The organism is Acidithiobacillus sp. TH-A117 (genome assembly GCF_057473465.1).
On sequence record NZ_JBYCKQ010000013.1, the window covers coordinates 1 to 20,982 of the forward strand.

18 protein-coding genes and 1 tRNA gene are annotated in these 20,982 nt (G+C 55.7%); all 19 read right to left on the minus strand.

All coding sequences use genetic code 11. From position 1 onward, the window contains the following. Positions 1-21 precede the first annotated feature (21 nt). Positions 22-97: transfer RNA gene (locus AC2VLR_RS02580), tRNA-Val, on the minus strand. Positions 98-109: 12 nt separating this feature from the next. Then, a complete protein-coding gene (locus AC2VLR_RS02585; protein WP_215843640.1) occupies positions 110-382 on the minus strand; it encodes an HU family DNA-binding protein in 273 nt (90 codons plus the stop codon). Positions 383-618: 236 nt separating this feature from the next. After that, positions 619-3,054: an endopeptidase La gene (gene lon / locus AC2VLR_RS02590; protein ID WP_486880731.1), complete on the minus strand. Its 2,436-nt coding sequence runs from the start codon at positions 3,052-3,054 to the stop codon at positions 619-621. Positions 3,055-3,140: 86 nt separating this feature from the next. Next, positions 3,141-4,415: an ATP-dependent Clp protease ATP-binding subunit ClpX gene (gene clpX / locus AC2VLR_RS02595; protein ID WP_486880732.1), complete on the minus strand. Its 1,275-nt coding sequence runs from the start codon at positions 4,413-4,415 to the stop codon at positions 3,141-3,143. Positions 4,416-4,434: 19 nt separating this feature from the next. Beyond that, on the minus strand, positions 4,435-5,055 hold the full coding sequence (gene clpP / locus AC2VLR_RS02600; RefSeq protein ID WP_486880733.1) for an ATP-dependent Clp endopeptidase proteolytic subunit ClpP: 621 nt from the start codon (positions 5,053-5,055) through the stop codon (positions 4,435-4,437). A gap of 74 nt (positions 5,056-5,129) precedes the next feature. Further along, entirely contained in the window at positions 5,130-6,413 is a 1,284-nt protein-coding gene (gene tig, locus AC2VLR_RS02605) for a trigger factor (RefSeq protein WP_486880734.1), read from the minus strand. 73 nt (positions 6,414-6,486) lie between these two features. Next, positions 6,487-7,074, minus strand: coding sequence for an orotate phosphoribosyltransferase (pyrE, locus tag AC2VLR_RS02610; RefSeq protein WP_486880735.1), 588 nt, complete (start codon positions 7,072-7,074; stop codon positions 6,487-6,489). Between the two features lie 119 nt (positions 7,075-7,193). Further along, positions 7,194-7,886, minus strand: coding sequence for an orotidine-5'-phosphate decarboxylase (gene pyrF / locus AC2VLR_RS02615; RefSeq protein WP_486880736.1), 693 nt, complete (start codon positions 7,884-7,886; stop codon positions 7,194-7,196). After that, positions 7,883-9,046 (minus strand): tetratricopeptide repeat protein, encoded by a 1,164-nt coding sequence (locus AC2VLR_RS02620; RefSeq protein ID WP_486880737.1) that lies wholly within the window; start codon positions 9,044-9,046, stop codon positions 7,883-7,885. The genes pyrF and AC2VLR_RS02620 overlap by 4 nt, the downstream gene beginning before the upstream one ends. Next, a complete protein-coding gene (locus tag AC2VLR_RS02625; protein WP_486880738.1) occupies positions 9,047-9,349 on the minus strand; it encodes an integration host factor subunit beta in 303 nt (100 codons plus the stop codon). It lies immediately after the preceding gene. Between the two features lie 72 nt (positions 9,350-9,421). Next, positions 9,422-11,137, minus strand: a complete 1,716-nt coding sequence (rpsA, locus tag AC2VLR_RS02630; protein WP_486880739.1) for a 30S ribosomal protein S1 — start codon at positions 11,135-11,137, stop codon at positions 9,422-9,424. A 78-nt stretch (positions 11,138-11,215) separates the two neighbouring features. After that, on the minus strand, positions 11,216-11,896 hold the full coding sequence (gene cmk, locus AC2VLR_RS02635; protein WP_486880740.1) for a (d)CMP kinase: 681 nt from the start codon (positions 11,894-11,896) through the stop codon (positions 11,216-11,218). After that, positions 11,893-13,197, minus strand: a complete 1,305-nt coding sequence (aroA, locus tag AC2VLR_RS02640) for a 3-phosphoshikimate 1-carboxyvinyltransferase (protein WP_486880741.1) — start codon at positions 13,195-13,197, stop codon at positions 11,893-11,895. Before aroA ends, cmk begins: the two co-directional genes overlap by 4 nt. Continuing rightward, the gene (locus AC2VLR_RS02645; protein ID WP_486880742.1) at positions 13,198-14,076 is read right to left on the minus strand and encodes a prephenate dehydrogenase; all 879 of its coding nucleotides are present in this window, start codon (positions 14,074-14,076) and stop codon (positions 13,198-13,200) included. Position 14,077: 1 nt separating this feature from the next. After that, complete coding sequence (gene aroF, locus AC2VLR_RS02650) at positions 14,078-15,094, minus strand: 3-deoxy-7-phosphoheptulonate synthase (protein WP_215844250.1); 1,017 nt, start codon at positions 15,092-15,094, stop codon at positions 14,078-14,080. Positions 15,095-15,098: 4 nt separating this feature from the next. Further along, complete coding sequence (gene hisC, locus AC2VLR_RS02655) at positions 15,099-16,196, minus strand: histidinol-phosphate transaminase (protein ID WP_486880743.1); 1,098 nt, start codon at positions 16,194-16,196, stop codon at positions 15,099-15,101. Beyond that, positions 16,196-17,278, minus strand: coding sequence for a prephenate dehydratase (gene pheA, locus AC2VLR_RS02660; RefSeq protein WP_486880744.1), 1,083 nt, complete (start codon positions 17,276-17,278; stop codon positions 16,196-16,198). The genes hisC and pheA overlap by 1 nt, the downstream gene beginning before the upstream one ends. Before the next feature lie 11 nt (positions 17,279-17,289). Then, positions 17,290-18,378 carry a 3-phosphoserine/phosphohydroxythreonine transaminase gene (serC, locus tag AC2VLR_RS02665; RefSeq protein ID WP_486880745.1) on the minus strand — a complete coding sequence of 363 codons (1,089 nt, stop codon included), beginning with the start codon at positions 18,376-18,378 and terminating at the stop codon, positions 17,290-17,292. Positions 18,379-18,381: 3 nt separating this feature from the next. After that, positions 18,382-20,922, minus strand: coding sequence for a DNA gyrase subunit A (gene gyrA, locus AC2VLR_RS02670; RefSeq protein WP_486880746.1), 2,541 nt, complete (start codon positions 20,920-20,922; stop codon positions 18,382-18,384). Positions 20,923-20,982 lie beyond the last annotated feature (60 nt).

Below are 20,982 nucleotides of genomic sequence, written 5' to 3' on the forward strand. Positions count from 1 at the left end.
ACTACCACCCCAATAAATTGGTGGTGGGCGGTGAGGGGCTCGAACCCCCGACATTCGGCGTGTAAAGCCGACGCTCTACCAACTGAGCTAACCGCCCTAACCAGACGCGCTAGTTTACTGCATCACGCAGCGCTTTACCAGCTTTAAATTTGGGGGTGCGACTGGCAGCAATCATGATTTCTGCGCCAGTGGCGGGATTCCGCCCCTTGCGTGCTTCACGTTCAGCAACCATGAAGGAGCCGAAACCTACCAGAGTGACCTGATCACCGGCTTTCAGGGCTTCGGTAACCACCTTGATGGCAGCATCCAGCGTATGGCCTGCGGCAGCGCGGGTAACACCTGCTTCTTCGGCAATTTTTTCGATCATTTCAGATTTGTTCATAATTTCTTTCTCCTGTTATAGACCAAGTCACTTTTGGTAAAACCACTTATCTGCTGTGCACCTGCCAAGGTTATAGCAGGGTAAAAAAACACTTGTCAAGAACACTCAAAATTTCACAACATATATCGATTGTTAAAGCCTAAATTTTTCACAAAATTCGTCGTGATTTAGCGACGGTATAACATTAAATAATGCCTCTGACGACTATGTCCGCATCAGAGGCAAGCTAAAAGAACCTAATGTGCCGTGGCCTTATCTTCGGCAGCATCACCCACCACCGGCGGAACAACACCGGGAATGGCCTCACCATCATCCGGCAAGGGTGCGGGTGAAGACTCCAGTGCAATAGCCAGGACCTCGTCAATCCAACGTACCGGCTTGATCGTCAGGGCATCACGGACGTTTTTCGGAATCTCCTGCAAATCCTTTTCATTTTCTGCCGGGATCATTACCGTACTGATACCGCCACGATGAGCTGCCAGCAATTTTTCTTTCAATCCACCAATCGGCAGAACCTCTCCACGCAAGGTGATTTCTCCGGTCATGGCGACTGTGGCTTTTACCGGAATATTGGTGAGGGCAGAAACCAGGGCCGTGGCCATGCCAATACCGGCACTGGGTCCATCCTTGGGAGTCGCCCCTTCAGGAACGTGAATATGCACATCACGATTCTGATAGAAATCCGCAGGAATACCCAGAGCACGCGAACGCGCCCGCACCACACTCATCGCCGCCTGGATGGATTCCTGCATGACATCGCCCAGCTTACCGGTAATCAGCAGCTTGCCCCGACCCGGTACCACCACTGCTTCAATACTCAGCAGTTCTCCGCCCACTTCTGTCCAGGCCAAACCAGTGACTTCACCAATGCGATTTTCTTTTTCCGCCTTGCCAAAATCAAAACGCCGTACACCCAGATATTTATCCAGATTACGATCAGACACCTGAATTTTAGTACGCTTTTTGTCCAGCAAAAGCTCTTTGACGACCTTGCGACAAATACGCGCCAGTTCCCGTTCCAGATTCCGCACACCCGCTTCGCGGGTATAGTAGCGGATAATATCCCGTATGACGGTTTGGGAAACCTGCATTTCTCCTTCTTTCAAACCGGCCTTCTCGATTTGTTTGGGGAGCAGGTATTTGCTGGCAATATGGATTTTCTCATCTTCCGTATAACCGGAAATACGGATGACCTCCATACGATCCATCAGTGGCGCCGGTATGTTCAAGGTGTTGGCCGTGGTTACGAACATCACCTCGGACAAATTGAAATCCACTTCCAGATAATGATCATTGAAAGTTGCATTCTGCTCCGGATCCAGCACTTCGAGCAGAGCGGAAGCCGGATCACCGCGAAAATCCATGGCCATCTTGTCCACTTCATCCAGCAGCATCAACGGATTGCGGGTAGCCACCTTGGCCAGACTCTGCACAATCTTGCCCGGCAAGGCGCCAATGTAGGTACGCCGATGACCACGAATCTCGGCCTCGTCGCGCACTCCGCCCAGAGACATCCGCACAAATTTACGATTGGTCGCTTCAGCAATGGACCGGCCCAGGCTGGTTTTACCGACACCGGGAGGACCTACCAAGCACAGTATAGGCCCACGGCTGTTACCCACCCGCTCCTGAACGGCGAGGTATTCCAGAATCCGTTCCTTGACGTCTTCCAGTCCGTAATGATCGGCGTCCAGGATAGCTTTGGCGCGCTTGAGGTCTTTGGTAATTTTACTGCGTTTACGCCAGGGCACCCCTACCAGCCAGTCGATGTAATTGCGCACGACTGTGGCTTCGGCAGACATCGGACTCATCATCCGCAACTTTTTCAGTTCAGCATCGGCCTTGGCACGGACATCTTTGGGCATGCCGGCTTTTTCAATTTTCCGGCCAAGCTCATCCAGTTCACTGCCGCCTTCTTCCGAGAGGTCTCCCAGTTCTTTTTGAATGGCTTTCATCTGCTCATTCAGATAATACTCACGCTGGCTTTTTTCCATCTGCCGTTTGACGCGGCCACGAATCCGCTTTTCGACCTGAAGGAGATCAATTTCCGACTCCATCATGCCGAGCAGATGTTCCAGCCGTACCCGGGTATCGGCTTTTTCGAGAATATCCTGCTTTTCTTCCAGCTTGAGGCTGAGATGGGCGGCCACGGTATCGGCGAGCCGGGCCGGGTCATCCATACTGGCCAAAGTGGACAGGATTTCGGGCGGGATTTTCTTGTTGAGCTTTACATAAGACTCAAACTGGGCGCTTACCGAACGCATCAGCGCTTCCAGTTCACGATCATTGGCAGCGCCGCTGGCGACCACCTGAACCTGGGCACGCAGATATTCATCGGCTGGCAGGAAGGACACGATCTTAGCCCGATCTGTGCCTTCTACCAGCACTTTTACCGTACCATCCGGCAATTTGAGTAACTGCAAAATGGTTGCCAGAGTCCCGATACGGTATATATTTTCAGGCTGAGGATCATCATCCGCCGCATTTTTCTGGGAAACCAGCAGTATCTGCTTTTCTCCGGACATGGCTTCTTCCAGCGCACGGATAGATTTCGCACGACCCACAAAGAGCGGAATCACCATATAAGGAAAAACCACCACATCCCGCAACGGCAATACAGGAACCATTTGAGATTCTTCTTCTACCAGGAGACTTTTATCGATTTGCGCCACAGTTCACTCCAGAAATTCGATGATAACCATCATTAGATGGTCAGATGGGGGCGCGCTGAGGGGATTTCAACGCATCCCCTCTTGTTTCAGGCAGGGTGGGATATATCCACCTTGATGGCATCGTCATACACCAGCAGCGGTTTACCACCGCTGTCCACTACAGCAGCGTCCACCACCACTTTTTTGACCCCGGTCATGGACGGCAACTCGTACATGGTATCCAGCAGAATCTGCTCCAGGATGGAACGTAACCCGCGTGCACCGGTTTTTCTGGCCAGCGCTTTTTTGGCAATAGACTTGAGGGCTTCCGGGCGGAACTCCAAAGTCACACCTTCCAGTGAAAACATTTTCTGATATTGCTTGATCAAGGCGTTTTTGGGTTCGGTGAGGATGGACATCAGGGCTTCCTCATCCAACTCCTCCAAGAGCGCCAATATGGGCAAGCGCCCGACAAATTCGGGAATCAGCCCATAGCGCACCAGATCTTCGGGTTCCAGATTCTGCATCAGCATGGCCGCCGTCGCGTCCTTGTCCTGTTTTTTCAGGGGAGCGTTGAAACCCATACCGCCTTTTTCCAACCGTGAAGAAACGGATTTTTCAAGGCCCGCAAAAGCACCGCCACAGATGAACAGAATATGGCGGGTGTCCACCTGCAAAAACTCCTGCTGGGGATGCTTGCGTCCGCCCTGGGGGGGAACCGAGGCCACCGTACCTTCAATCAACTTCAATAAGGCCTGCTGCACGCCTTCGCCGGAAACATCCCGAGTAATGGAGGGATTTTCGGACTTGCGGGTAATTTTGTCGATTTCGTCAATATAGACAATACCGGTTTGTGCCTTCTCCACATCATAATCGCATTTCTGCAGCAGCTTCTGAATGATGTTTTCCACGTCCTCACCCACATATCCCGCCTCGGTGAGGGTGGTGGCGTCGGCCATGGCGAAAGGCACGTTCAACAGACGGGCCAGGGTCTGGGCCAGCAAAGTCTTTCCCGACCCGGTGGGGCCGATCAGCAGAATATTGCTCTTGTCGAGCTCGACTTCATTATCCTTGCCACCATGCTCCAGACGTTTGTAGTGATTGTAGACAGCCACCGAAAGCACTTTTTTGGCGCTTTCCTGACCAATCACATAATCGTCCAGAGTTTTGCGGATCTCCATGGGCTTGGGCAGCTTGTCCGGCTGATCGCCGTGCAGATCATCGAGAATTTCATCCTTGACGATGTCATTGCACAACTCGATGCATTCATCGCAGATGAATACCGATGGACCGGCAATCAGCTTGCGGACTTCGTGCTGACTTTTGCCGCAAAAAGAACAGTACAAAGTCTTTTCACCACTTCCCTCATGCTTTCCAGCCATAGCTGTTCTCCTGCCTTTTTCAGGCGGTCTCGTCATCACCGCGATGAGTAATCACGGCATCCACGAGATGATAAGTTTGGGCCTCTTCGGCCGACATGAAAAAATCCCGATCCAGATCCTGCTCGATGCGTTCACGACTCTGTCCGGTATGATGGACCAGAATATCATTCAGTCGTTCACGAATGCGCAGAATCTCCTTGGTATGAATTTCGATATCATGGGCCTGCCCCTGAAACCCCCCGGAGGGCTGATGCAGCATGATTCGGGCATTAGGCAAGGCATAGCGCTTGCCTTCTGCGCCTGCGGCCAGCAACACCGCACCCATGCTGGCAGCCTGACCAATACAGACCGTGCTGACCTTGGGGCGAATGAACTGCATGGTATCATAAATGGCCATACCTGCTGTCACCGAGCCACCCGGACTGTTGATGTAGAGGGCAATATCCTTATCTGGATTTTCGGCTTCCAGAAACAGCAGCTGGGCAACCACCAGGTTGGCCATCATGTCTTCTACCTGCCCCACCATGAAAATCACCCGTTCTTTCAGCAGGCGGGAATAAATATCGTAAGAACGCTCGCCACGACCGGTTTGCTCGACCACAATCGGCACATAGCCTAAACCTTGAGGGGCGGGGGTCATGCTGTCTCCTGCTTGTTTCCACATCATTGCTGCTCCTCCATTGAGGGACACATCCGGGATGTGTCCGCTGCCCATTATTCGGACGGGGCTTGTGGCGCCGGGGCGCGCCCAATCAGCTGATTGAAACTCACCGGCTCTTCAGTCACTTTAACACGCTCCAGAAGCCATGCCACCACCTTGTCTTCCAGAACCATGGCTTCAGCCTGCTCCAGTTGCTCCGGCTTGCTGCGGTACCAGGCGACAAACTGCTCCGGGTCTTCATACTGCTCTGCCATATCACGAATGACCTGGGTTACTTCGGCAGAACTGGCCTGAAGTTTTTCCCGACGGACAATCTCGCTCAGGACCAGTCCCAGTACCACGCGACGCCGGGCTACATTTTCCAGATCTGGTGCATTACCGGCATTGGGATCCTTCTGTAACTGCTCCAGTTCATGGGCCAGCATCTGCTTGGGCAGGTCCGGCTGGTTACTGCCGGCTACGAGATCCAGAATCTGGGCTTTGACCTGAGCATGACTGAGACGCTGGGCTTCACGTTCTAGATTTTCCTTGACCTCCTGACGCAGGGCTGCCACGTCCCCATCTTCAATACCTAACGCCAGAGCAAATTCGGTATCCAGTTCGGGGAGCTGCGGAGCTGCCACTTCCTTGACCTGCAGATGAAACTCGGCATTTTTTCCGGCCAGTTCGGCCACATGATAATCTTCAGGAAACTGCACAGAAACGGTTTTTTCTTCTCCGGCAGAAAGACCCACCAGACCTTGTTCGATATCAGGCAGCAGGCGCCCGCCACCCAGGACCACCTGGTAATCCACCACATCCCCACCGGGCATGGGCTCTCCGTCCATCAGGCCCTGAAAATCCACAGTGACCCGGTCCTCATTTTGCGCGGCGCGCTCGGCCTGCACATAAAAACGCCGTTGCTGGCGCATGATGTCGATGGTTGCATCTACATCTGCTTCAGTGACTTCCGCAGTCTTGCGAATGACGGCTGCCTCTGGGACCTGCGGCTCGAACTCGGGGTAGACTTCTACCACGGCCGTAAACACGAAATCCTCTCCGCGCCCGCCCTTCTCAACCTGCACGTCGGGGCGGCCCACAGGACGCAAGGACTGTTCGCGCACGGCCTGGGCGTAATGCTCATTGATCAGCTGATCAAAAGTCTCCATGAGCGCATCTGACCCGTAGTGCCGTTCGACAATGGCGAGCGGCGCCTTACCCGGACGGAAACCCGGGAAGCGCGCCGAGCGCGCCTTGTTGCGTAATCGTTGCGTGACGCCGCTTTCTACCTCGCTGGCAGGAATGGTCACATGAATGTGTCTTTCCAGAGGCGCGGCCTCCGGTGTGGAAATTTGCATGAACTGATCCTTGTTTTTCATTTTGTCTAAGCCTGAACACCCATCATAAACACATGCTCGCCGCCCCTCAAGGTCAGCGCAGCCCCCGACTCCCCGGTTTGACCGGCACATCCCCTGCTGCACAAAGCGGGCAGGCTTCTGCGGACCAGGTCCGTACCGGCAAACGCAAGAGCGGATAAAAGGGGATTCCATCAAAATCCTGGAATCCGGCACTGCGGTCAATAATGGCGGAGCTGGCCACTACTTTTCCACCCGCCGCTTCTACTGCAGCAATACACTCCCGCGTCGAACCGCCCGTGGTAGTGATATCTTCGACCACCAATACGGCTTCACCGGGTGACAAGGCAAAGCCTCGCCGCAAAACCATCTGACCATTTTCGCGTTCGGTAAATAGACTGCGCAAGCCCAGCGCCCGGCCGCATTCATAGGAAACCAGCACTGCGCCCATGGCGGGCCCGACCACACAGCGAATCTGCTGACGCAGGTCTGCGGGAATACCGGCCACCATGGCTGCACAAAGTGCTGCTGCATGTTCTGGATTTTGCAGAACTTTGGCGGACTGTAAATAGGTATCACTATGCAAGCCCGAAGACAATAAAAAATGTCCCTGAAGCAATGCACCATCACTTTTATATAAATTCACTACGTCATCGGCTGTCACTGAATTTCTCTCTCCATCCTTTCACCCTACGGCCAAGCATTCCATCCATCCAGACCCGTCAACAGTCCCGCTTAAGAGCATATTAGTCGGATTTCATAAAACAGGCATACGCCCCATCCTCATACTGCGCAAGCAGCCAGCATAGCCGCCAAGGCCTGCGCCGGATCTGCAGCCGCCGTGATGGGGCGGCCAATGACCAGATAATCCGCACCGGCTGCCAGTGCCGCCGCCGGAGTCATGGTACGTTTCTGATCATCGGCCGCATGCTCCGGCGGGCGAATACCCGGCGTCACCAGGCAAAGATTTGGGTGGGCGGCCTTGAGCTGGGCGGCTTCCCGCGCAGAGCAGACCAAGCCATCCAGACCCGCTGAGGCACTGAGGGCTGCCAATTTCAGCACTTGTGCCGGCACAGAATCAGGCACACCGATTTGCTGAAGCGCGGGCGCATCCAGACTTGTCAATACCGTCACCGCTATCAGCAGGGGGCGATGGCCAGAGGCAGCATCCACAGCCTCGCGTGCCGCTTCCAGCATGGCCTGACCGCCACTGGCATGGACATTGAGCATCCATACCCCGAGACGCGCCGCCGCTTGACAAGCCTTGGCGACGGTCTGGGGAATATCATGAAACTTGAGATCCAGAAACACTGCAAAGCCCTTGTCCTGCAACTGTTCCACAATCCTGGGCCCAGCGGCGGTGAAGAGTTCCTTGCCTACTTTGACCCGGCATTGAGATGGATCCAACAAGGCCGCCAAGTCCAGCGCTGCACTCGGATCAGCATAATCCAAGGCGACAATCAGAGGCGATTTCATGGTTTTTTTTCTCCTGAGAACGTACCCCACTGACGGCAACTAGGGCAGCGCCAATAATACTGTGTACTTTGATAACCACAAGCATGGCAATGGAAGAGCTCAGGGTCAATCTGCCAATGCCTTACGGCCAAAGCCATTTTCTCTATTAATACGGCTTCCGGCAGCTCGGCATCCATTCGCAACAACAGCTGAAATACCCCGAGATTAGGGGTTCTGATGAGCATGTTTCGTAAAAAACGGACAGCCGCCTGCTGGCCTTCGACCACCTGCAAAGCTTCTGCCAGACGCTTGATAGCCAGTGGCGAATGGCAATAAGCCTCCAGGCGCTGCAAGGATTCCTGACGCTGGTAGTCTCCCATATGCTGCAGTACCTGCAGAAAAGATTCGAGCACCGGTAAAATCGCCGAGTCAAGCGCATGATCCAGCAATTTCTCCCAGTATTGGAGGGCTTTTTGCCAGTCTTCCGCCATGAATGCCAAACGCCCGGCAATCAAGAGAACGCGTGGATTCTCTGGAGATTCCCGACGCGCAGACTGCAGATATTGCTGGGCCTGCTCAAGCTCTCCCTTACGCAAGGCCTCTTCTGCCAGCTCTCCGTACAACAGGGCGATCACTGTTTGCTGGCGGGGAAATCCGAACTGCAGCAAACGCCGGCGAATCTCGATGGATGAAGCCCATTCGCTGCCGAGCTCATAAAGTTCGGCCAAGGTAGCCAGGCCCTCGGCATGATCGGGTTGACTGTCCAGCAATTCCTTGAGGATACTTTCCGCTCGATCCAGAATCCCGGCCTTCAGGTAATCGCGGGCAATTTCAAAAAGGACGCTGCGGCGCAATTCCAGCGTCAACGCGGGTTGTTCCAGCAGATATTGATGGACCCGCAAAGCTCTTTCCAGCTCACCACGTCTGCGGAACTGCCGCCCCAGCGCGAGGAGGATATCCACACTTTCTGGATGTTGACGCAAGGCGTCCAGAAAAACCTCTACGGCCTGATCCTGACGCTCACTCAGCAGATAGTTCAGACCCTGAATATAAACTTGGGGGATGGTTTTACCGGTCGTACTTTTCCGGCCTCGACCCAGCCAAAAACCGAGCAGGACCCCAAAAGCAATGGCTACCCCCAGAACGAGGACAACCCCAGCATCCACGCCCGCTATGGCCAATCAGGCCTTGCCGGAGGCAGTCTCCGGATAATCCACCTGCTCACGCAGCTCCTTACCCGGCTTGAAGTGTGGAACCCGCTTTTCCGGAACCATCACCGATTCGCCGGTTTTGGGATTGCGGCCCTGCTTGGCAGGACGCACATGCAGGGAAAAACTGCCAAAGCCACGAATTTCAATACGTTCGCCTTCAGCCAGCGCATCACTGAGATAATCCAGCATATGACGAGCGGCCATTTCAATATCACGGACACTCAGATGCGGGTACTGGGCACTGATGTTTTTGATCAATTCAGATTTAGTCATGGTTTTTAGCTTCTTTAAATAAAAGTGGCTCCCGGGATGCTCATGAAGAACATCCCGGGAGCGGTGTTGCACTTAACTTTCTTCTTCCTGCTTACGCTTGAGCTGCTCTTTGATCAGATCACCCAGACTAGTGGTACCCGTGGCTGCACTCCGTGCATACTGCTGGGTAGCTGCCGCCTGATCTTCGGCGGTCGGGGCTGCTGCTACGGCATCGCGAGCCTTGGTGCTCAAGGTAAGGGTGCGGTTTTTACGATCGACTGCGGCAATGGCCACCTCAATCTTGTCACCCGCCGCCAGAGTTTGGCCCTTGCTCAGTTCGCGCTGGGGCAGATGCCCTTCCACGCCTTCGCCCAAGCGGATTTCCGCACCGCGACCATCGACAGAGATGACTTCACCTTCAACCAGAGCGCCCTTTTCATTGGCAACAACAAACTGAATGAAAGGATCGGTTTCCATCTGTTTGATACCAAGACTGATGCGTTCACGTTCCGGATCAATGCTGAGAACCACGGCTTCCAGGGTATCGCCCTTCTTGAAGTCGCGCACCGCTTCTTCACCGCTGCGATCCCAGGCCAGGTCAGACAGATGAATCAGTCCGTCAATACCACCATCCAGGCCGACGAAAACCCCGAAGTCGGTAATGCTCTTGATCTGGCCGGATACCCGGTCACCTTTCTGGAAGTTCTGGGCAAAATCATCCCAGGGATTGGGCAGACACTGTTTGATGCCCAGCGAAATGCGCCGACGCTCTTCATCAATATCCAGAATCATCACCTCGACTTCCTGGCTGACATGCAAGGCCTTGGCCGGATTGATGTTCTTGTTGGTCCAGTCGATTTCGGAAACATGCACCAGACCTTCCACACCCTCTTCGATTTCTACAAATGCGCCGTAGTCGGTGACATTGGTAACCTTACCGAAAATACGGGTCGATTCAGGATAACGACGGGCGATATCGCGCCACGGATCTTCTCCCAACTGCTTCATGCCCAGAGAAATACGGCCTCTTTCGCGGTCGAATTTGAGCACCAGCACGCGCACCTCGGCACCCACGGTGACCACTTCGCTGGGATGCTTGACACGGCGCCAGCCCATATCCGTGATATGCAGCAGGCCGTCAATGCCACCCAGATCAATAAATGCACCGTAATCGGTCAAGTTCTTGACCACACCATCGAGAACAGCACCTTCCTGAATGCTTTCCAGCAATACGCCACGCTCTGCACTTTGTTCCTGCTCCACCACCGCGCGGCGTGATACCACCACATTGTTGCGCTTGCGATCTAGCTTGATGATTTTCATCTCGAGGTCCTTGCCTTCGAGATAGGCCACATCGCGTACCGGACGCACGTCTACCAGTGAACCTGGCAGGAAAGCCCGGACCCCATCAATGCTGACCGTGAAACCACCCTTGACCTTGCCGGTCAGGAAGCCATGCACCACAGCGTTGTCATTAAAGGATTTTTCCAGATCGACCCAGGTCTTGGCGCGCCGGGCTTTTTCCCGGGACAGACGGGTTTCACCCATGCCGTCTTCCACCAGTTCCAGACAGACTTCAACCGAGTCACCGACCTTGACCTCGATTTCGCCCTCGGCATTGCGAAACTGCTCGGCAGGAATAGGTCCTTCAGATTTCAAACCCACATCGACAATGACAAAGTCATTATCCACTCGGGTCACGATGCCGGTAAGCAACTCACCGGGCTTCAGGCCCTGAGTACTTTGGCTTTCCTCAAACATCTCGGCAAAACTGGGTTCAACAAGCATTTCAGCGTTAGGGGTGGTCATAAATTTCAATAGGCCTCATTTACCGGGAGCACCGCAGTGTCCCTTTGATTACTGCTCAATGCCAGATTAATGGCGGTTTCAATTCTCCTGCAGCGCAGTTTGTACCCACGCCTGCAAGACCCTGTATGTTTCGACGACTGTTTGCGCACTGGTATCCAGAATATGAGCATCCGCAGCAGGCCGGAGCGGCGCGACACTGCGTTGTTGATCCCGGGCATCCCTTTCGGCTATTTCCGCCACAACGCTGGCGAGGTTAGCACTAATACCCTGTTCCATCAACTGATTGAGCCGTCTTTTCCCACGCTCTTCGGCGCTGGCTGTCAGAAAAACCTTCAAAGTCGCTTTCGGGAAAACCACCGTGCCCATATCCCGGCCATCGGCGACCAGGCCTGGAGCCTGAGCAAAATCCCGCTGCCGCTGCAGCAAGGCTGTGCGTACGGCAGGAATGGCAGCAATTTGTGAAGTCAGGGCACTGATTTGCGGGGTGCGGATAGCTTCATCCACCAGCTCGTTGTCAAGCAGAACCCGGGTCTGCTCAGCATCCCCACGAAAACTTAAGGGCAAATCCAGCGCCAACCGGACCAGACCAGCCTCATCATTGCGTTGAACGCCGGCCCGTTCTGCAGCCAATGCCAGGGCGCGATAGATGGCGCCACTGTCCAGCAAATGCCAGCCCAAATCCCGGGCCAGCAAGCGCCCCAGAGTGCCTTTGCCGACCCCACCCGGTCCATCCAGTGTCACCACCGGAATCCTGTTCATGCGCCCAACACCTCCAGGCTTAATCCCGCCGCTTGAGCCAGCACCGGAAAGCTGGGGAAAGAAGTAGCCACATTAGCACAATCAAGAATTTCAATATTGCCCGAGGCTACCAGTCCGGCCATAGCAAAAGCCATGGCAATGCGATGATCACCATGACTATCCACCTGCCCACCTTGGATGGGAGCAGGCGTAATCACCGCCCCATCCGGACGTTCTTCTACTGCCACACCCAGAGCGCGCAAGCCTTCTGCCATCACAGCGATACGATCACTTTCCTTGACCCGCAGTTCCTCGGCTCCGCTGAGGGTACTGGGCGTTTTGGCACAGGCTGCCGCCACAAAAAAAGCCGGGAATTCATCAATAGCCAGCGGTACCAGATGCGGCGGTACATCAATACCCTGCAGGGGTGCATGGCGCACCCGGATATCCGCCACCGGCTCCCCTCCCACTTCACGCAGCGCGGTCAGATCAATCCGCGCGCCCATGCGGGTGAGAACCTCGATGATTCCGGTACGGGTAGGATTAATTCCCACGCCTTCCAGCAGCAGATCAGAGCCCGGAGCGATAGTCGCACCCAGCAGAAAAAAAGCCGCCGATGAAATATCGCCGGGCACCTGAATACTTTGCCCGCTGAGCCGTCCACCTCCTTGCAGACAAGCGCGGGAGCCCTGCCGGGAAAGCTTGTAGCCAAATCCATTCAACATGCGCTCACTATGATCCCGAGTGGGGGCCGGTTCAGTGACACAGGTTTCACCCTGCGCATACAGCCCTGCCAGCAAAACGGCGGACTTCACTTGGGCGCTGGCTACCGGCATGTCGTAATGGATACCCTTGAGAGGCTTACCCTGAATTTGCAGAGGTGCTTTACCGTCCTGCGCGTAAATTTCCGCGCCCATGGCGGTGAGGGGTTGTAAGACCCGGCCCATGGGTCGCTTGTGCAGACTGGCATCACCGACCAGGGTGCTGGCAAAAGTCTGTCCAGCCAGAACACCCGCCATGAGGCGCATCGCTGTACCGGAATTTCCACAATCCAGAGGAGCTTGCGGCGCTTTAAGGCCCCGCAGGCCGACTCCTTCAATCCGCAAATGCCCATGATCCGGTCCAACGATGGCAACGCCCATGGCCCGAAAGGCGGCAATGGTGGCCAGCACATCAGCGCCTTCCAGCAAACCGCTGATCTCCGTAACCCCTTCGGCCAGAGCACCCAGGATGACCGAGCGGTGAGAAATGGATTTGTCACCGGGAACAGGAAAGCGGCCTTTGAGTGCTGAGCCGGGATGCACAAGATAGTGGATAGTCATTCAGGCAGATACCGGAGGAAAATGAAATTGTTGACGGACGGTCTTGCCAAGGGACAGCCAGGACTGCAGCCCGGCAGCATCCTCAGCGGCAAGCAGCTGCTCAGCGAGCTGCAGATTGTGCTGGACCTGTTGCAATTGCTGGCGCACTGCCTGCTGGTTTTCCAGGAGAATTTCTGCCCACAGCGCAGGATTAGAGTCCACAATCCGCGAAAAGTCGCGCAGACCACCACCGGCAAGATCTTCCAGGCCGGGCAGCCGCTCTTCCAGACCGGCCAGATACATAAAAGCCAGCAAATGCGGGACATGGCTGGTGGCGGCCAGAGCTTCATCATGGGCTTCAGGCGACATTTCCCGAACTTCGGCACCCAGAGCCATCCAAAACTGCCGCAACTTTTCCACCGCCTGGGCATCGGTCTGGTCCGGCATGGGGGTCAGCACCACCCGCGCTCCACGATACAGGTCTGCACGGGCAGCTTGGAAACCGGTCATTTCACTACCGACAACCGGGTGCCCCCCCACAAAGCGGGAGCCCAGCAATGCCGTCGCACGTCCGGTAATAGCATTTTTGGTACTGGCAATGTCCGACACCAAAGCCGTTGCATCGGCCCAGCGTGCAATGTCTTCAAGTTGGGCCAGCATAACCCTGGGCGGGGTGGCCAACAGGATCAGATCGGCATCGGCCAACACTTCCGGCAACACTGGGCTCAATTCAATCTGCCAGGTTTGGGCATTCTCCTGCAACGATGCTACCGCAGCAGCGTTAGCCATGACGGCGCGAATCCGCCCCGCATATCCCGTCGCACGCAATGCCTTGGCAACACTGCCACCCATCAGCCCGAGGCCTACTATCGCCACCCGCTGAAAGGGAACGTCCGGCATCTTACAGTTCGCGACCTATGGCTGCTGCGACTTTATGCAAATCATCCATCAGCGCCAGCAACTGCTGGGGACTGAGAGCCTGATCAGCATCACACCAGGCCTCTTCGGGACAGGGATGGGATTCCACCAGCAACCCATCGGCGCCGGCGGCAATGGCCGCCTTTGAGAGGGCAGGAACCAGCCAGGATTTTCCTCCCGCATGGCTGGGATCAACAATCACCGGCAGGTGGGTTTCTTTTTTGAGGACCGGAATGGCGGTGACATCCAGAACATTCCGGTAGGAAGTCTCAAAGGTACGAATGCCACGTTCGGCAAAAATGATCTTGTGGTTGCCATGAGCGGCAATATATTCCGCTGCCATCAGCCATTCCTTGACGGTCGCACTGAGGCCGCGCTTGAGAATGACGGGCACATCCAGACGACCTACCTCTTTGAGCAGATCGAAGTTCTGCATGTTGCGGGTGCCGATCTGGATGATGTCCACGCCTTTTTCCAGAAAAAGATCAATTTTCCGCACATCCATCAGTTCGGTAACAATGGGCAGACCGACGGCATCCGCCGCCGTACGAAAATAATCCAGACCTTCATCACCGACTCCCTGGAAGGTGTAGGGACTGGTGCGGGGTTTGAAGGCACCGCCGCGCATCAAGCGACAACCGGCAGCCTTCACGGCCTCGGCAGCACTGCGCATCTGCTCGGGGGTTTCTACCGAACAAGGACCGGCAATCACCTGAATCTGCTTGCCCCCAAAGGGAATCCCCCTTACCTCAACAATGGTATCGGTGGACTTGAATTCACGGCTGACCAGTTTATAAGGCTTCAGAATGGGCATAACCTGTTCCACAGCGGGCAAGGATTCCAGTGCGCCTTCCGGCAACAAGCGTTCGTCACCCAGCAGGCCCACCACGGTCCGTTCTGAACCGGTGCTGACCATGGGCTGCAGACCATACTGACGAATGCGCTCCAGCAGTTGTTCCATCTGCTCTGCGCTCACTTGTGGTTTGACGATGACGATCATGGGATTACAGGACCTCGCCCAGCATTTTCAGAAAACGATGATTTTCCACCGGCAGGCCCACACTCACCCGCAGATGATCCGTCATGCCGTAAGGACTGAGAGGACGTACGATGACACCCCGCTGCAAAAGCGCTGTGTAAACGCGCTGCCCTCCCCCCGGTACGGCGAAGGCCGTAAAATTGCCTGCAGGGGGAAGAATTGTCAATCCAAATTTACGCAACCCCTCAGCCAGCACCTGCCTTTCCTGGCGATTATTGCGGCGCGTCGCTTCCAGATGCGCGTGATCCAGCAGTGCCGCATGCGCCGCCACCTGCGCCAGCGTGTTGATATTGAAGGGCTGGCGTAACCTTTCCAGGACGGCAATCAGGTCCGGATGGCCCATGCCATACCCACAGCGCAAGCCAGCCAGACCATAAGCCTTGGAAAACGTCCGGGTCACCAGCAAATTACTGAAGCGGCCCAACCATTGGCGACCATCGGGATAGTTCGGGTCGTCCATCAGTTCCAGGTAGGCCTCATCCAGCACCACCAGGGCATGGGCCGGGACACTATCGATAAAGGTTTCCAGTTCAGGACCTGATAAGCTGGTGCCCGTGGGATTATTGGGATTGGCGATGAATACTAGGCGGGTCCGCTCACTGAGCAGAGCGGCCATGGCATCCAGATCATGGCCAAAATTCCGGGCAGGGGCTGTCCTGATCAGAGCACCGCTCGCCTGGGCGGCAATGGCATAGGCGGCAAAAGCATACTGGGACACGATGACTTCGGTTCCCGGACCCGCAAAGGCGCGTACGGCCATTTCAACAACCTGATCGGAGCCATTCCCAAAAATGAATTGCCCCGGATCCAGGTCGTGTTGCTGCGCCAGTCTTGCCCGCAATTCTGGCGCCCCGCCTTCGGGATACCGGGCCAAGTCCGGGAGGACTTGCCGCACAGCCTCCAGAGCCAGAGGGCTGGGACCCAGCGGGTTTTCATTGGAAGCCAGCTTGATGGCATCGCGAATGCCCAGCTCCCGTTCCAGCTCAGCGAGGGGTTTGCCGGGTTGATAGGGGCGCAAATCAGCCACACCCGGAGCCGCATATTCGAGAAAATTCAGGGTCATTAATATACCGCCTTAGGATAGCTCCCCAGACAACGATAAAAGGAAGCCTGCTTTGCCAGTGCGTCGAGCACCGGGGACAAGGCCGGATCCTGACAATGCCCCAACAGATCCAGATAGAACACATACTCCCATACCGCCGATCGTGCGGGCCGCGATTCAATACGGGTCAGACTGACCCCGGCATCCGCGAGGGGCGACAGGAGGGCATGCAGGCTGCCGGGACGATTAATGCCGGCCACCACCAGACTGGTTTTATCCTGACCGGTAGGGCGCGTAGCGATCTTGCCGATCACCAGAAAACGGGTGGTGTTTTCGGGGTTATCTTCAATGCCCGCCTGCAGAATTTGCAGCGAATAGGCCTCAGCGGCAGCGGTCGTCGAAATGGCCGCCCCTTCGGGATCATTACCGGCTCGTTCGGCCGCCACCCCGTTACTGGGGACATCCACCAGTTCCACATGGGGAAGCGAAGCAGCGAGCCACTGGCGACACTGGGCCCGGGTCTGATAATGCACATACACCCGACTAATTTGTGCCATGGGAATATTGGCCACCAGATTATGCACAATCCGCAACTGGACTTCGCCACAAATCTGCAGCGGATAATCCAGCAACAAATCCAGGGTCAGATTGACGGAACCTTCGGTGCTGTTCTCGACGGGCACCACGCCAAACTGGGTTTGGCCACTATCCACCAGACGAAAAATTTCTGAAATGCTGCTGGCGGGCTGAAACTGGGCTGAGTGCCCGAAATGTTTTTGCGCCGCCATCTGGGAAAAAGTCCCGGCTGGCCCCAGATAGGCCACTTGCAGGGCTTCTTCCAGCGCCAGACCCGCCGAGATGATTTCCCGGTAAATGCTGGCGACCTGGGCGTCCGTAAAAGGCCCGGCATTTTCCTGCATGATGCGCCGCAGGATTTCCGACTCCCGATCCGGGTGATAAAAATGGGTATCTCCATCCGCCCGTTTCAGTTCACCGACTGCATGGGCCAGCTGGCCCCGCTCACTCAGGAGCGCCAGGATCTTACTGTCGACCTGATCGATGGCGGCACGCAATGCTGCCAGGCTGCGTAAGGGATTCTGCAAAGTTTGCGCTCCTAACCGTGCTGGCGGGCAAAATCCCGCATGAAATCCACTAAAGCCTGCACCCCCGCTTCGGGCATGGCGTTATAAATGGACGCCCGCATTCCACCCAACAGACGGTGCCCTTTCAGCTGGAGCAAGTGGCGGGCTTCGGCTTCCTGCAAAAACGTCGCGTTCATACCTGCTTCTCTGAGGAAAAAAGGCACATTCATCCACGAACGATTCCGCGCTTCCACCGGGTTGCTATAAAAACCCCCGGACGCATCTATGGCCTGATACAGCAAGGCCGCCTTGCGCTGATTACGCTCGGCCATGGCTTGCAGGCCACCGGTCTTCTTTAACCATTTGAATACCAGACCCGCCACGTAAATGGCGAAAGTCGGCGGGGTGTTGTGCATGGACCCCTCTTTGGCTTGCACGGCATAATCCAGCATGGTAGGGGTATTGGCCGGAGCATGACCGAGCAAATCTTCACGGATAATCACCAGGGTCAAACCCGCCGGACCGATATTTTTCTGGGCACCGGCATAAATCAGCCCAAACCGGCTGACATCCACCGGCCGCGCCAGAATATGCGAAGAAGCATCACTGACCAGCGGGATATCCCCCAACTCCGGAATAAAATCAAATTCGACACCGCCAATGGTTTCATTGCCGGCAATATGCACATAAGCGGTATCCCGGCTGACCTGCCACTCCGACTGGGGTGGCACCAGGCGGGCCTGGCGGTCGGCATTGCTGGCGGCGATTTCTACTTCAGCAAAGCGCCGGGCTTCCTGCAGGGCTTTTTCCGACCAGATGCCGGTTTGCACATAACTGGCCCGGGCATGACCGCGCAGCAGATTGAGGGGAACCATGGCAAACTGGAGGGTCGCCCCACCCTGCAAAAACAGCACCTTATAATTCTCCGGAATATGCAGGAGATCGCGCAGATCCTGTTCGGCTTCTGCAATAATCTGCATGTAGTCCGCGCCACGATGGCTCATTTCCATCACGGAAATACCTCGCCCCTGCCAATCCAGCAGCTCTGCCTGTACCTGCTCCAGTACCGCAGGAGGCAACATGGCGGGACCCGCCCCGAAATTATACACCGGTTCTTTCATAGACTATTCCTGGGGCAGTTCGACCTGCTCCCCCTCCTCTCCATCAGATTCTGCAATGAGGGCCATCCCGGCAAGTTGTTCTCCTTCGCCGAGATTGATCAGGCGCACACCCTGGGCATTGCGGCCAGTACGCCGGATACTGTCCACCGCGATGCGGATCAAGGTCCCTCGGTCAGAAACCAGCATCAGTTCGTCCACTTCGTTGACGGCCAGAGCACCCACCACCTGCCCATTGCGTGCATTGGTCTGAATGGCAATGACGCCTTTCCCGCCACGATTGGTGCGCCGGTATTCTTCGACCGTCGTCAATTTGCCATAGCCATGGGTGGTGGCTGTCAGCACCACCTGATCGGGATCCACCAACTGTGCGGAAATGACCCGATCTGTTTCTTCCAGAGTGATGCCACGCACGCCACGGGCATTACGCCCCATAGCCCGGACTTTTTCTTCGTTGAATCGCACCGCCATGCCATGCCGGGTAAACAACATGACCTCGCGCTGCCCGTCGGAGAGACAGACACTGACCAGACGGTCACCATCATCCAAGTTGATGGCATTGATGCCCTGACTACGCGGTCGGGAATAATCCATGACCGGCGTTTTTTTGACCACACCTTGGGCGGTGACCATGCAGACAAATTGGCCTTCGGTGAAATCCCGCACCGGCAACACCGCCGTAATACGCTCCGTGGGTGCCAGAGATAATAAATTGACGATAGGCTTGCCCTTGGCCCCCCGCCCGGCTTGAGGTAACTGATAGACCTTTTGCCAGAATACCTTGCCAAGATTACTGAAAAACAGACAGTAAGCATGGGTGGAGGCACAGAACATGCGCTCCACAAAATCTTCTTCCTTGGTCGCCGTCGCCATTTTACCCTTGCCACCCCGGCGCTGGGCATTGAATACCGTGACCGGTTGCGCCTTGATATAACCCGCGTGGGTAAAGGTCACCACCATTTCTTCTTCAGCAATCAGATCTTCATTGGAAATATCACCCGTATCCGCCAGAATTTCACTGCGGCGCTCATCACCATATTGATCGAGAATAGCCACCAGTTCTTCCCGAATCACTTCCATCAAGCGCTGGTTGGAACCGAGAATCTCCAGCAACTCCTTGATCCGGTCCAGCAGACCCAGATATTCATCGCGAATTTTATCCTGTTCCAGCCCTGTCAGGCGGTGCAGGCGCAAGTCGAGAATGGCCTGGGCCTGGGCTTCGGAAAGATGATAACCATCAGCCTGCATCCCCTCTGAAGGCTCGCCCCGCTCCACCAGCAAGGCGGCCACCATGCCCGGTTCCCAGACTCGTGCCAGCATTTTCGCCTTAGCTTCCGCCGGGTTTGCCGCAGCACGAATCAGACTGATGAGGGGATCCAGATTGACCAGCGCCACCGCCAGTCCTTCGAGGATGTGGGCGCGGTCGCGGGCTTTTTTCAGTTCAAAAATACTGCGCCGGGTCACCACCTCACGACGATGCTGCAGGAAAGCCTGCAGCAGATCGCGCAAGCCCAGGGTCCGGGGGGCGCCATCCAGCAGCGCGACCATGTTGATATTGAAAACACTTTGCATGGCGGTGTGCTGGAATAAGTTATTCAGCACCACATCCGCATTGGCATCGCGTTTGAGTTCGATGGCAATGCGCATACCGGATTTGTCCGATTCATCGCGCAGGTCACTGATGCCTTCCAGACGCTTTTCCTTGACCATTTCGGCAATGCGTTCAATCAGGCGGGCCTTGTTCACCTGATAAGGCAATTCCGTGACAATAATGCTCTGCCGACTGGTTTTTTTGTCCGTCTCAAATTCCGTGCGGGCGCGCATGACCACCCGGCCACGGCCACTGCGATACGCCTCGACGCTTCCCGCCCGGCCGAGAATGTAACCGGCCGTGGGAAAATCAGGGGCTGGCACCAGCTCGAAAAGCGCTTCGTCGGCGATCTGCGGATCATCGACCAGCGCCAGACAGGCGTTGATGATTTCCGTGAGATTGTGGGGAGGAATATTGGTGGCCATACCCACCGCGATACCCGCAGATCCATTGATGAGCAGATTGGGAATGCGCGCTGGCATGACCAGAGGCTCCCATTCTTTTTCATCATAGTTCGGCCCGAAATCCACCGTTTCCTTTTCCAGATCGGCGAGCATTTCATGGGCGATACGGGCCATGCGTACTTCGGTATAACGCATGGCGGCGGGGCTGTCGCCGTCCACTGAACCAAAGTTGCCCTGCCCGTCAATGAGGGGATAGCGCATGGAAAAATCCTGGGCCATGCGCACCATGGTGTCATACACGGCCGTATCCCCGTGGGGATGATATTTACCGATGACGTCACCCACCACACGCGCCGATTTCTTGTAAGGCTTGTTCCAGTCGTTGTTCATCTCGTGCATGGCAAAAAGTACACGCCGATGCACGGGCTTCAGGCCATCACGGGCGTCCGGAAGAGCGCGTCCGACAATCACGCTCATGGCGTAATCCAGATAGGACTGGCGCATTTCCTTTTCGAGACTGACGGGAATGGTTTCTTTGGCGAAATCTATCATGTGGAGACCGGATATCCTTGATTATTTTAACGCGGCATTATGCCACAAGCGGAAACATTC

Coding starts and splice junctions, on each gene's coding strand:
- AC2VLR_RS02585 (WP_215843640.1), bottom strand. CDS start 382: ATGAACAAATCTGAAATGATCGAAAAAATTGCCGAAGAAGCAGGTGTT.
- clpX (WP_486880732.1), bottom strand. CDS start 4,415: ATGGCTGGAAAGCATGAGGGAAGTGGTGAAAAGACTTTGTACTGTTCT.
- clpP (WP_486880733.1), bottom strand. CDS start 5,055: ATGACCCCCGCCCCTCAAGGTTTAGGCTATGTGCCGATTGTGGTCGAG.
- tig (WP_486880734.1), bottom strand. CDS start 6,413: ATGCAAATTTCCACACCGGAGGCCGCGCCTCTGGAAAGACACATTCAT.
- pyrF (WP_486880736.1), bottom strand. CDS start 7,886: ATGAAATCGCCTCTGATTGTCGCCTTGGATTATGCTGATCCGAGTGCA.
- AC2VLR_RS02625 (WP_486880738.1), bottom strand. CDS start 9,349: ATGACTAAATCTGAATTGATCAAAAACATCAGTGCCCAGTACCCGCAT.
- rpsA (WP_486880739.1), bottom strand. CDS start 11,137: ATGACCACCCCTAACGCTGAAATGCTTGTTGAACCCAGTTTTGCCGAG.
- cmk (WP_486880740.1), bottom strand. CDS start 11,896: ATGAACAGGATTCCGGTGGTGACACTGGATGGACCGGGTGGGGTCGGC.
- aroA (WP_486880741.1), bottom strand. CDS start 13,197: ATGACTATCCACTATCTTGTGCATCCCGGCTCAGCACTCAAAGGCCGC.
- AC2VLR_RS02645 (WP_486880742.1), bottom strand. CDS start 14,076: ATGCCGGACGTTCCCTTTCAGCGGGTGGCGATAGTAGGCCTCGGGCTG.
- aroF (WP_215844250.1), bottom strand. CDS start 15,094: ATGATCGTCATCGTCAAACCACAAGTGAGCGCAGAGCAGATGGAACAA.
- hisC (WP_486880743.1), bottom strand. CDS start 16,196: ATGACCCTGAATTTTCTCGAATATGCGGCTCCGGGTGTGGCTGATTTG.
- serC (WP_486880745.1), bottom strand. CDS start 18,378: ATGAAAGAACCGGTGTATAATTTCGGGGCGGGTCCCGCCATGTTGCCT.
- gyrA (WP_486880746.1), bottom strand. CDS start 20,922: ATGATAGATTTCGCCAAAGAAACCATTCCCGTCAGTCTCGAAAAGGAA.